Origin of the sequence: Neobacillus sp. PS2-9, assembly GCF_030915525.1 — a bacterium.
Taxonomy (GTDB): domain Bacteria; phylum Bacillota; class Bacilli; order Bacillales; family Cytobacillaceae; genus Neobacillus.
In genome coordinates, this window is record NZ_CP133269.1 from 2,079,537 (window position 1) to 2,091,344 (window position 11,808).

At 35.1% G+C, this 11,808-nt stretch carries 10 protein-coding genes; 5 read left to right on the top strand and 5 right to left on the bottom strand.

The window, feature by feature from the left end; translation table 11 throughout:
• Nucleotides 1-471 precede the first annotated feature (471 nt).
• Both RCG25_RS10460 and RCG25_RS10465 read right to left on the bottom strand, forming a co-directional pair.
• Nucleotides 472-1,773, bottom strand: coding sequence for a NarK family nitrate/nitrite MFS transporter (locus RCG25_RS10460; RefSeq protein ID WP_308083602.1), 1,302 nt, complete (start codon nucleotides 1,771-1,773; stop codon nucleotides 472-474).
• A 224-nt stretch (nucleotides 1,774-1,997) separates the two neighbouring features.
• A complete protein-coding gene (locus RCG25_RS10465) occupies nucleotides 1,998-3,491 on the bottom strand; it encodes a NarK/NasA family nitrate transporter (RefSeq protein WP_308083603.1) in 1,494 nt (497 codons plus the stop codon).
• A 286-nt stretch (nucleotides 3,492-3,777) separates the two neighbouring features.
• On the opposite strand from RCG25_RS10465, the gene RCG25_RS10470 reads away from it, so the two are divergent.
• From RCG25_RS10470 to RCG25_RS10480, 3 genes are all read left to right on the top strand, one after another.
• Nucleotides 3,778-4,431, top strand: a complete 654-nt coding sequence (locus RCG25_RS10470; RefSeq protein WP_308083604.1) for a potassium channel family protein — start codon at nucleotides 3,778-3,780, stop codon at nucleotides 4,429-4,431.
• A gap of 98 nt (nucleotides 4,432-4,529) precedes the next feature.
• On the top strand, nucleotides 4,530-5,081 hold the full coding sequence (gene sigX, locus RCG25_RS10475; RefSeq protein ID WP_308083605.1) for an RNA polymerase sigma factor SigX: 552 nt from the start codon (nucleotides 4,530-4,532) through the stop codon (nucleotides 5,079-5,081).
• 144 nt (nucleotides 5,082-5,225) lie between these two features.
• Entirely contained in the window at nucleotides 5,226-6,347 is a 1,122-nt protein-coding gene (locus tag RCG25_RS10480; RefSeq protein ID WP_374121071.1) for an acyl-CoA dehydrogenase family protein, read from the top strand.
• Nucleotides 6,348-6,391: 44 nt separating this feature from the next.
• Here the strand turns inward: RCG25_RS10480 and RCG25_RS10485 are convergent, their stop codons facing one another.
• The 3 genes from RCG25_RS10485 to RCG25_RS10495 form a co-directional block, all read right to left on the bottom strand.
• Nucleotides 6,392-8,071 (bottom strand): putative bifunctional diguanylate cyclase/phosphodiesterase, encoded by a 1,680-nt coding sequence (locus tag RCG25_RS10485; protein WP_308083607.1) that lies wholly within the window; start codon nucleotides 8,069-8,071, stop codon nucleotides 6,392-6,394.
• 159 nt (nucleotides 8,072-8,230) lie between these two features.
• Complete coding sequence (locus RCG25_RS10490; protein WP_308083608.1) at nucleotides 8,231-8,410, bottom strand: small, acid-soluble spore protein, H family; 180 nt, start codon at nucleotides 8,408-8,410, stop codon at nucleotides 8,231-8,233.
• Nucleotides 8,411-8,526: 116 nt separating this feature from the next.
• Nucleotides 8,527-8,715 (bottom strand): hypothetical protein, encoded by a 189-nt coding sequence (locus RCG25_RS10495; protein WP_308083609.1) that lies wholly within the window; start codon nucleotides 8,713-8,715, stop codon nucleotides 8,527-8,529.
• 414 nt (nucleotides 8,716-9,129) lie between these two features.
• Between RCG25_RS10495 and RCG25_RS10500 the strand changes: the two genes are divergently transcribed.
• Together RCG25_RS10500 and RCG25_RS10505 are read left to right on the top strand one after the other, a co-directional pair.
• Nucleotides 9,130-11,088 (top strand): lipoteichoic acid synthase, encoded by a 1,959-nt coding sequence (locus RCG25_RS10500; RefSeq protein WP_308083610.1) that lies wholly within the window; start codon nucleotides 9,130-9,132, stop codon nucleotides 11,086-11,088.
• Between the two features lie 204 nt (nucleotides 11,089-11,292).
• Nucleotides 11,293-11,805 carry an HD domain-containing protein gene (locus RCG25_RS10505; protein WP_308083611.1) on the top strand — a complete coding sequence of 171 codons (513 nt, stop codon included), beginning with the start codon at nucleotides 11,293-11,295 and terminating at the stop codon, nucleotides 11,803-11,805.
• Nucleotides 11,806-11,808: the final 3 nt, after the last annotated feature.

Below are 11,808 nucleotides of genomic sequence, written 5' to 3' on the forward strand. Positions count from 1 at the left end.
CCTTAAAAATAAAGGGAGTTTTTCCGGTTATATGATCAAAATCTTTGGATTTTGTCTTATTTAGAGCAGTTAACCGGAATATCTCCGCTTATATCTGCTTCTTACTCTTCTTCTTTATACATTAACCGGAAATTCTCCGCCTATGAATTCTCATACCTACACGAAAATCAAAAATGAATAATAACAGAGCCAAGACCAAAGAAAAAGCGTGGTTTTTTAATAAAAAAAAGCATTTTGCAGTCTTAAATGTAAGGTAACAGAAGTCTCTGTAATCTTACATTTTGATATACAAATTGGACTACAGTTTCACGCCTGTTTTTGTGATTTTCAGCGTTATATCAATAAAAAATGACCATCAAATTCACATACAAATTAATGGTCATTTTCATATACATTTTTAAGTTTTGTGATAGGTAAAAGAACCCGTTACGGTTTTGCCCGGTTTTTTTTATTGTAAAAAAACAAGCCGGATTAGCCGGCTTGTTTTACAAGTGTTTTGGCTGTGACTGTTTTTCTTTGGTAGAAGAACCAGTTCAAACCAAATGCGACAACATAGAATCCAATAAAGAAATAGAACGCAGTAACAGGTGTTCCAGTCGCCTTAACAGACCATCCAAATAACTTAGGAATAAAGAATGAACCATATGCTGCAAATGCTGCAGAAAAACCGATTACAGGTGCTGCCTCTTTTGGAATAAAGATGGTTGGAATCATTTGAAACGTTGAGCCTGAGCCGATTCCAGTTGCAAGGAAAAGAACTAGGAAAGCAATTAAGAATCCAGCAAATTGCTTGTCATTTAAGAAGTAAATAACACCTGCTGCACCAATTCCCATTATAACTAAGACATAAGCCGTTACTTTCGCGCCGCCAATTTTGTCAGCCATCCAGCCTCCCACAGGTCGTGCTGCAGCTGCCACTAATGCCCCAAGGAAGGCAAGTGAAATGTGTTCAGGAAATTGAGACTTTAATAAAAGTGGGAATGCAGCTGAGTAACCAATAAATGAACCAAAGGTAGCTACATAAAGTGCTGTCATAATCCATGTGTGTTTCCGTTTTACAACCACAAATTGATCAGCAACAGATTGCTTTGCTCCTGGAACGTTATCCATTTTAAAGATTGCTAAAAGTGTCATAATGACAATGGGAATGACCCAGATAAACGCTGCGTTTTGTAACCATACTTCTTGACCATTTGCTAAAACTTGTTTATCGCCAACCAATGCAAAAGTTCCTGATGTAATAATTAATGGTGTGACAAACTGTACGACAGATACACCCATATTTCCTAAGCCGCCATTAATTCCAAGTGCTGTTCCTTTTTCCTTTTTTGGAAAGAAGAAACTTATGTTTGCCGAAGATGATGAAAAACTTCCTCCACCTAGACCACAAAGGGCTGCTAGGAGAAGCATGATTGAAAATGGTGTATCAGGATTTTGGACTGCAAAACCTATTCCGATTGCTGGGATGGCTAAGATTGCTGTTGAAATCACTGTCCAATTTTTACCACCAAAAGACCCAACTGCAAATGTATATACAAAGCGGAGTGTCGCACCAACAAGACCTGGTATAGCAGCAAGTGTGAATAATTGTTCGTCTGTAAAATGGAAGCCAATATCATTAAGTCTGACGGCTACAACTGACCATATTTGCCATACAATAAATGCAAGCATCAAAGACGGGACGGAGATCCATAAATTTCTTTTAGCGTGTTTTCTTCCTTCTGCATTCCAGAACGTTTCATCTTCTGGATTCCAATAATTAATTCGAGCCATGATTTTTTCCTCCTATATGTGCAATCTAATTCATTCACAAATATCAAGTTGTTCCTTGTGTTATTACTATAAGACACATGGTAACATGATTTTTGTGACGTTCGTCACAAAAATAGTGAAGGAACTGTGAACTCAGCACGTTTGACAAAAAGTTGTAAAATTTATCGCCCAAAACAAAAGAGACCTTCATCTATGAAGCTCTCTGTTTACCACATATAGTTACGTTAAGATTCTTTTTCTTCATTGAACATTCCAACGTAATTTTTTGTATCCCCTACATCATCTTTAATTGCAGTAATAGTTAACCATTCTTTATAAATCTCATTATTTTTGCGTTTATTCCAAATATACCCTTCCCAAAAACCTTCTGTTTTTAAACGATTCCACATTTGCTTATAAAATTCATTGTCATGTTCGCCAGATTGAAGGACACTAGGTGTTTTCCCAACCACTTCGTCCTCACTAAAACCTGTAATTCTTGTAAAAGCCGGATTTACGCTCTGAATTATTCCATTTAAATCTGTAACGCAAATACCGTCAACAGCATGGTTTACGATTTTAGCAGAAATATCTAGTTTATCCTGATAGTATAGCCAAACAACAATGACTAAACTTGCAAGTGAAAACTCGGAAAGGGACATAAATCCAATTGCGTAATGACCAGTCCAATCAAATAGAATAGTCAGAATGATTGGAGGGAAGAAACCACCTAATCCTCCCATTGCTGCAACAATTCCATTTACTATGCCAGCCTGCTTTGAAAAATAAAATGGTACAAGCTTAAAAATCGCACCATTACCAATGCCGGCGAAAAAAGCAACTAACAAACACCCAAAGGAATAAATAGGTAAGGATGGGGTAAATGAGAGTAGAAAGCCTGCAAAGGTTAAACTGAAAAAAACCGCCATTAGGATTAGAAAAGGATTAATTTTATCTCCTAGCCATCCGCCTACTGGTCTGAAAAATGTTGCAAGTGCTATAAAACCAGCTGTACGTAAACCAGCATCAACTTTATCTAGTTCAAAATGATTGACTAAGAAGGACGGTAAGTAGATAGTGAACGCCACGAAAGAACCAAACGTAATAAAATAAAATAAACTTAAAAACCAAAGTTTAGGATTTTTATAAACTTCTTTCACTTGTTCAGATAAAGAATTGTTTACTTTCTTTTCTTTCCTATCTCCAAATAAGAAATTGACTATTGTAAAGATTAACATGATAACTAAAAAAATCTTTACGGTATTTCTCCATCCATACATGTTGGCTAGAACGGGTGCTGAAAAGGAGGTAATAGCTGTGCCAATGTTTCCTGCTCCATAAATTCCATTTATGAAACCATGCTTAGCTTTTTCATAATATTTAGGAAGAGAAGTAACACCAATGGAAAAAACTGCTCCACCGATCCCAAGCATAAAACCACCAAGTATTAACATGAATAATGAATTTGCGTAACTAATAATTGCAATAGGAATCAGTAAAATGATAAAGCTAATTGTGAATAGTATGCGTGCTCCATAGCGATTAGTCCAATAACCTATTGGAACCCTAAGGAGTGACCCGAGTATAACCGGTACCGCTGTTGCCCAAGCGATTTCTGTGGATGAGAGCGGTATATCTGCCTTTATATAAGGCATAAGCGAAGATATGAGCACCCAAACCATAAATCCTGCGACAAGACTTCCCGTTTGAATAAAAAGTTGTTTTGTTCCTTGATTCATATTTATCCCCCTTAACTCCCATGTGTATTATTATTGCCAAAACATACTGTCTTACTTACATACTCTTCAGTTATGGAAAAATTTTCTTCAGTATTATAGAACACTTTTTAAAATAATACAGTGAGGTATGACACATAATGTGCATTTGATAAATAAAATTTATTTTATCATTTTTAGTGTATCCTGTGAAAAAAGAGCTAAATATTTTATTCCTCCAAGGGTAAAAGTAGTATAAATAACCCATCTTCTTAATGTTCTTAGGTTGGGTTCAAGGAGGGACTTGAAAATGGCTAATCAATACGCGGTTATTGGTCTAGGTAGATTTGGTATCAGTATTGCTCAAAAGTTATTTGAATCTGGACAAGAAGTGTTAGGTGTGGATGTAAATGAGGAACGAGTGGAAGATTCGCATTCTTTTGTTACGCATGCTGTTATTGCGGACTCAACAGATGCAGAAGCATTAAAATCTATCGGTATACGAAATTTTGATACCGTCGTTGTGGCTATAGGAAACGATATACAAGCAAGCATTCTCACTGTTTTACTTTTAAAGGAACTGGGAGTGAAAAGGGTAATTGCTAAAGCCTTAAATAAGCTTCATGGACAGGTTTTAGATAAGGTAGGGGCCGATTGGGTTGTATTTCCTGAGAGGGATATGGGGATGCGAGTTGCCCACCAGTTACTTTCACCCAAAGTGCTAAATTTCATTGAAATTTCTAAAAACTATAGTGTGGAAGAAGTGAAAATACCTGAATACATGATTGAAAAAACATTAAGAGAGCTTGACTTAAGGGCTAGGTTTAATTTAAGTGTAATAGCTATCAGACATGAAGATGAGATTAATATATCACCATCACCAGATAAAATCATAAATCATGGCGATGTATTAGTAGTAATAGGAGAAAACCGTGACTTAGAAAAATTTGCAAATCTAGAATGATCTTTTTTTAAAAAACATTGATAAATAATAAAATTATCCCTGGAGTGTAACTTTTAATGGCCAAATTTCGCCTTATCCATTGAAAGGGGGCGAATCTTTTGCCAGGTCAATTTGAGGAGCTCTATGAAAAATATCATCAGGACCTATTTTCTTTTCTATATTATTTAGTTAATAGCCGTGAGCAAGCTGAAGACCTTATACAGGAAGTATATATACGAATATTTAAATCATATGGGACTTTCCAAGGCAAGAGCAGTGAAAAAACTTGGCTATTCTCTATTGCCCGGCATGTTGCCATTGATTCCTTTCGCAAGAATTTAGGCTGGAAAAAAAGAATTATTAGTACGTTTGATTGGGATAAAAATGAATTTAAAGATTTATCACCATTACCTGAAGAAATTTCCCTTCAAAATGAACAAATCCATATCCTTTATTCTTGTTTAGATAAATGTTCTATTGATTATCGATTGGTATTAATTTTAAGATATATTCATTCAATGTCCATTAGTGAAACTGCTGTAGCACTCGAATGGTCAGAGAGCAAAGTGAAGACCACTCAACATCGTGCATTAAAAAAGATAAAAAAACTAATGGAGGAAGTAATGATAGAGGAAAAAGAATTATGTGACAAACATATATATATTTCCTAAAAAAAGCATTCACTAGATTGCTTTTTTATTTTTTTGTAGCTTTCAAACAGCCTAACGAGAATTTTATGGTAATGTAAATATTAATATATACTTTTTAAAATAGATTTGGGAGGGAATGACGTGGACTTTCGAGCGGTTGAGACCATGGAAAAGCGATTGGAGCTCATGAGAAATCTTTCGAAAAATTTTCTAACAAGGGCGCATCAGGTGGATGTAGAAGGAAGTTTTCCATTTGAAAACATTCAGGAATTAAAAGATGTGGGCTACACAACTCTAACAATTCCAACTAAATATGAAGGAAAGGAAATATCTCTTTATGAATTTATTCGCTTACAGGAAATAATAGCAGAGGGTGACGGTGCCACAGCACTTTCCATCGGATGGCACATGGGGATTATATTTAATCTACATGAAAAGAACTCATGGAACGAGAGCATGTTTAAATATCTTTGTGAACGTGTAAAAAGTGGTGCTTTAATAAATAGCGCTGCAACTGAACCAAATACAGGGAGTCCGACTCGAGGTGGTAAACCAGAAACTAGGGCAGTAAAAAGAGATCAAAACTGGGTCATTAATGGAAGAAAAACTTTTACCACCATGTCGCCTGTTCTTGATTATTTTATAGTTTCTGCTACCATAAATGATTCCGATGACATAGGAAATTTTCTAATCCCCCGAGGTACAAAAGGAGTAAGTATTGATGAAACGTGGGACAGTATTTCCCTTAGGGGAACAGGAAGTCATGATTTAATTCTTGAAGATGTAATTGTACCAAAAGAGTTTCTTGTGGAAACATTGGTCATGGAAGGGAAGAGGGCAAACGGGTGGCTGCTCCATATCCCTGCCTGTTACCTTGGCATCGCCAAAGCAGCCAAGCGTTATGCGATTGAATTTGCAAAAAATTATACCCCAAATAGTATCACTGGAGCAATTATAGAATTACCAAACATACAACAAAAAATAGGTGAAATAGAATTAAAGTTGATGCAAGCAGAATATTTTCTATATGGAGTAGCTAAACAATGGGATCTTTCAAATGAAGCGGAAAGGAGCAAGTTAGGTCCAGCATTAGGAGCTGCCAAATTAACTGTTACTAATACAGCTATTTCAGTGGTTGATTTAGCTATGAGAATAGTCGGTGCAAGAAGCTTGTCAATCAGTAATCCGTTACAAAGGTATTACCGTGATGTTAGAGCAGGACTTCATAATCCGCCTATGGACGATGCAACAATTCAATTACTAGCAAAATACAGTACTGTCGATTAGTAATAAAACCAGCCGTTCTTCCAGCGGCTGGTTATTATACAAGTCTAGGATACATATTCAATGGCACTAACTTTTTTCTTGTTTTCTTCAAATAGTCTATATAAATCCTTCATCGGTAGTGGCGCAGAGAATAAATATCCTTGTGCATAACCACAATCGAAGGATTTTAATAACTCTAATTGTTCTTCTGTCTCAACACCCTCTGCGATTACATTAAAACCGAAGCTTTTTGCAAGAGAGATGACACTTTCCACTAATGCCCTGTCTTTTGTGTTATTTAACATATTTTGTACAAAGGAACGGTCTATCTTTAATGTATTAACAGGAAGATATTTTAAATAACTGATAGAAGAATATCCCGTACCAAAATCATCAATGGAAATACTAATACCCATTTCTTTTAATGAATTAAGTTTAGTAATTACCGTGTCCATATTATCCATAGAAACACTTTCAGTTATCTCAAGTTCAAGCTGGAAAGGGGGAAGTTTTGTTTCTGATAGTACATGCTGAACAATTTCTACAAAGTTTTCTTCTTGAAATTGTTTGGAAGAGATATTTACAGCAATTTGAATAGGTTCCCGGCATATTTTAGAAAAGGTTTTTGCTTTTATACATGCTTCTTTTAACACCCATTCACCAAGCTGACTAATCATACCTATTTCTTCAGCGAGAGAGATGAATTCTGAGGGTGGAATCATACCTAAATCAGCATTGTTCCATCGAATGAGTGCTTCAAATCCAAAGATCCTTCCATTTTTAATATCAACCAAGGGCTGATAGTTTAAAGTGAATTCGTTTTGTTTTAATGCCTTCCTAAGTTGCGTTTCGATTTTAACCATATCATGGATTTCTTGTTGCATGTCACTGTTATACCATTGATAGCCATTACCGCCATTTTCTTTAGCTGTATACATAGCAATGTCTGCCTGTTTAATTAAATCTTCCCATACAGACCCGTTAGTTGGATATATACTTATTCCAATACTTGACGAAATAAAATATTCCTGCCTCCCAATTTTAAAAGGCAATTGTATGGACTGATGGATGGCGGATACAATAGATTCAATCTCTTTTTTAGTGGAGGAACCCGTTAAAAATAAAATGAATTCGTCTCCACCTTGTCGCGCAAGACAATCCTCTTCTTTTATTGTGAGTTGAATCCTCTTTGAAACGTCCTTTAATAATTGATCTCCTACAGCGTGCCCTAAACTATCATTTATTAACTTGAACCTGTCCAAGTCGAGAAAAAGGACAGCAACTAATGAATTTGTCCTAGATGCCTTCTCTAAGGCAGTTTTTAAATTCATCTCAAAATGCCATCGATTGGGTAATCCTGTTAAATAATCGTGATAGGCCATATACTCCATCTTAGCTATTACTTTTTGTAAGGAGTGTTGCTCAGATTTTAATTTATCAACTAACCTTCCAATGGTAATCGCTACCGTGATATTAACAAGGGTAAGTATGGTTAAACTCCAAACCTCCTTCATTGAATAAACATTATGTTTGTAAACGATTTCAACAAACTCGTTTATACCATGAATCAAGGTTCCAAATAATGCAGCATGTAATCCGCCTTTTAAGCCGTAAAAGAATGCTAGCCATACAGAAGGGAAAATATAGATAAGCCAAATAAGTTCCTCAGATTGATTGGTTTGATCTAAGAAAAGGGGAATTAGGTAAATGAGGATAATGGTAAACCATCGCTTATTAATTGTCATATTCCGACATACACTCCCATAAACTTCCTTTTGAATCATATTTTAATAATAGAACTAGTTCATTTCATATGACAATATGTATACGAAAAAGTTCATAAATCTTTAATAAGATTCAAATATGAAAAATGCCACCCGGTTGAAACCAGGTGGCATTAGGCTCTATTCTTCTATTAACTCTCCAATTTCAACAGTCGACCTTTCTTCGAGTGGTCCTCTTAGGTGGACCGTAGCAGTTCTCCCGTCTTCATTTAATTGATCAATCCAGACGGAGGCACCATTATATTTAACATCAATATCTTTAGTGGATGATAATATTTGTTTTACGCGATTAACATTCATTGAATTCACTCCTATATTTAGTCATTTAATATAAAAAATTAGATTTTTTAGGTGTTTTAACCGCTTTCTTCTATTATATAAAGTGGACTGTAATAGACTCTCGTTTTAAAGAATTATTAATGATAAAAAGGATAATCAATTTGAACTCCATTTATTGTTCCAGGTTCATCCACATCCTCTAAACTGGACAAATAATTCTCAAATTCCACTTTCAGTGCCTTTGGAGCCCCCGGTTTTAAATGCCAATTTCCCGGTTCATCCACAAAATAAGGACTTTTTGTAAATTCAGGCCTAATTCTAGGCATGTTTCAATCCCCCTAAAAAGATAAGTCTAAATTCATATTGCTTACACAACCGTTTGAGGTTTATTATATGTAGAAATGATTCCTCTTAATCGTGCAAATGAAGAATCTGTTTTAAAGAAAACGAAAAAATTGTGAAACCTTTAACAGTTTCATTCGTCATATATAGATGATAAATGAAAAAGAGTCATGTCCAACATGAGACTAACATAAAGATAAAAGGGAAAATCAAATAAAGGGTTTAATCCGAGGATGTAAGATTGAAAATGTCGAAATCGTAAAAATAATGGCGTAAATAATGCGTTAATAAATACATAAAATGGCATAATTTATGTTTTTATTTTTATAGAAAGTATGATATAGTAATTGAGGTTCGTTTACCGGAGCATGATTGGTAAGTGAGAGGAGAGTAGAGAAATGAATAAAATAAGACTGCCTTTAAAATTAAAAAATAGCCATATTACATTTTTTGCTATTGCTGTAGTATTATTTTGGATTAAAACTTATGCAGCTTATCAAATTGAATTTAACCTAGGAATTGATAATAGCCTACAGAAATTTTTATTACTAATAAACCCACTTAGTTCGGCGCTTTTCTTCTTTGGGATTGCACTGTTATTTAAGAAAAGGACAAAGCTTGTCATGATTATCACAAACTTCCTTTTGTCCTTCTTGTTATATGCAAATATTGCATATTATCGTTTTTTTAATGACTTCATAACAGTACCTGTGTTAATGCAAACTAAAACAAATGCTGGACAGCTTGGTGATAGTGCACTGTCGTTAATGTCCCCATTTGATGTGTTTTATTTTACAGATATGTTTATCTTGATTGCTCTTGCATTAACAGTTTTCAAAAAAGTTACAGTTTCAAACAGAAAGTCATTTAAGATTGTTCTATTATTTTCAATCACTACATTCTTATTTAATCTTGGATTAGCTGAAAAGGATCGTCCGCAGCTACTTACAAGATCTTTTGACCGCAACTATTTAGTTAAATATTTAGGTGCATATAACTTTACCATATATGACGTGATTCAAAACATTAAGTCATCATCTCAGCGTGCATTAGCAGACAGCAGTGATATTACTGAGGTGGAGAACTACCGAAAAGCAAATTATGCAGCTCCAAATCCAGCTTATTTTGGTAAGGCAAAAGGAATGAACGTTATATATATTTCAATGGAGTCATTCCAAAGCTTTATGATTGATTACAAAATGCCTGATGGTCAGGAAGTTACACCGTTCTTGAACTCGTTAGCGCATGATAACAATACTTTTTACTTTGAAAACTTCTTCCATCAAACAGGTCAGGGTAAAACATCAGATGCGGAATTCCTGATGGAAAACTCTTTATATCCAATGGCTCAAGGGGCAGTGTTTGTTAATAAAGCTCAGAATACTTTTCAGGCCGCTCCTGCTATTTTAAAAGGATATGGTTATAATTCAGCTGTATTCCACGGTAATTATAAAACATTCTGGAATCGAAATGTCATGTATAAAGCGTTAGGATATGATCAATTCTACGATGCAGAGTACTATAGTATGTCAGATGAAAATACCAAGAATTATGGGATGAAAGATAAGCCTTTCTTCAAGGAATCGATGCCAATTCTTGAAAATATGAAACAGCCGTTTTACACAAAGTTTATCTCATTATCAAACCATTTCCCATTTGAAATGGATCCGGAAGATACTGACTTCCCGTCAGGAGATTACGGAGATACAGTTGTTAATCAATATTTCCAATCTGCGCATTATATGGACCAATCCTTTGAGCAATTCTTTAATGATTTAAAAGCATCTGGTCTATATGATAATACCGTAATCGTTATGTATGGAGACCACTACGGTATTTCTGAAAACCACAATGATGCGATGGCAAAAGTACTGGGAGTCGACGAAATTACTCCAGCTATAAATGCGAAATTACAGCGGGTACCATTGTTTATTCATGTTCCGGGTGTAAAAGGTGGAGTTCAAAAGCAAATCGGTGGTGAAGTTGACGTTCGTCCAACTCTTCTTCATTTACTAGGTATAGATACCAAGGATTACATGGAGTTTGGTTCTGATTTATTATCGACAGAACACCGCAATTGGGCTACATTTAGAAATGGTGACTTTGTTTCATCAGATGCCATTCAAATCAATGAAAAGTGTTATTCATTTGAAACAGGTGACCTGTTAGATAAAAATGATGCTTGTAAGGCCATTGGTGAAAAAGTGAATACAGAACTTCAAATGTCCGATGAAATTGTTTATAAAGACCTTTTACGCTTCTATAAACCACAAGGCTACACACCAATTAATCCTAATGACTACGAATATTTAGGGCCAAAAGGAAGCAAAACGGTAAAAACAACTGAAAATAATTAACCTAAGAGAGAAGATCTTATTCTTCTCTCTTTTTTTATAAAATTGGCTGTGTTAAAGAACAGTGTTGATATTTATACCCTGTTGATTAGAGCCTGGAGCGGAAATCAACAGACAATTTTAACAAAGCCATAAAATTAACAAGGAATTGTTGATTCTCATATACTAAATAAAATATACTATATTACAAAAGTAAGGAGGGAACGTATGAGAGACGTCACCTTATTAAATATATTTAACCATCATATCGCCCAAAAATATTTGAATCGTTCTGGGCTTGCCCATGCAATTGCTGTTGCCTATCATGCTTTCCATTTAGCAAAGGAGCATCAACAGGATGTGGATATTGCTGTAAAAGCAGGACTACTCCATGATATGGGACATTACACTTGGTATAAAAATGGAAAATGGGATTATGATTTGTATAAACAAAATGATATTCATGCCATTAAGGGGGCAGAAAGAGCACATAAGCTTTTGATTCGGCTTGGTGAAAACCCGATTAAAGCGAAAGCCGTTGCACTTTCCATACTATTCCATACTGACTCCTTTTTGCCTTCAAACGATATTGTGCGAACCCCACTTCAGCAGATTGTAAAATGGGCAGACGAAAAGGATGAAGAAGAAGGAGGTCTCCATCATTATCGAACAATTGATTACGAACGAGCGAAACAAAGTATTCTTCGTTTAGATCAAATGATTGATAAGGAATACGAATAAAAA

Coding starts and splice junctions, on each gene's coding strand:
- RCG25_RS10480 (WP_374121071.1), top strand. CDS start 5,226: ATGGAAAAGCGATTGGAGCTCATGAGAAATCTTTCGAAAAATTTTCTA.
- RCG25_RS10470 (WP_308083604.1), top strand. CDS start 3,778: ATGGCTAATCAATACGCGGTTATTGGTCTAGGTAGATTTGGTATCAGT.
- RCG25_RS10465 (WP_308083603.1), bottom strand. CDS start 3,491: ATGAATCAAGGAACAAAACAACTTTTTATTCAAACGGGAAGTCTTGTC.
- RCG25_RS10505 (WP_308083611.1), top strand. CDS start 11,293: ATGAGAGACGTCACCTTATTAAATATATTTAACCATCATATCGCCCAA.
- RCG25_RS10490 (WP_308083608.1), bottom strand. CDS start 8,410: ATGAATGTTAATCGCGTAAAACAAATATTATCATCCACTAAAGATATT.
- RCG25_RS10500 (WP_308083610.1), top strand. CDS start 9,130: ATGAATAAAATAAGACTGCCTTTAAAATTAAAAAATAGCCATATTACA.
- RCG25_RS10460 (WP_308083602.1), bottom strand. CDS start 1,773: ATGGCTCGAATTAATTATTGGAATCCAGAAGATGAAACGTTCTGGAAT.
- RCG25_RS10495 (WP_308083609.1), bottom strand. CDS start 8,715: ATGCCTAGAATTAGGCCTGAATTTACAAAAAGTCCTTATTTTGTGGAT.
- RCG25_RS10485 (WP_308083607.1), bottom strand. CDS start 8,071: ATGACAATTAATAAGCGATGGTTTACCATTATCCTCATTTACCTAATT.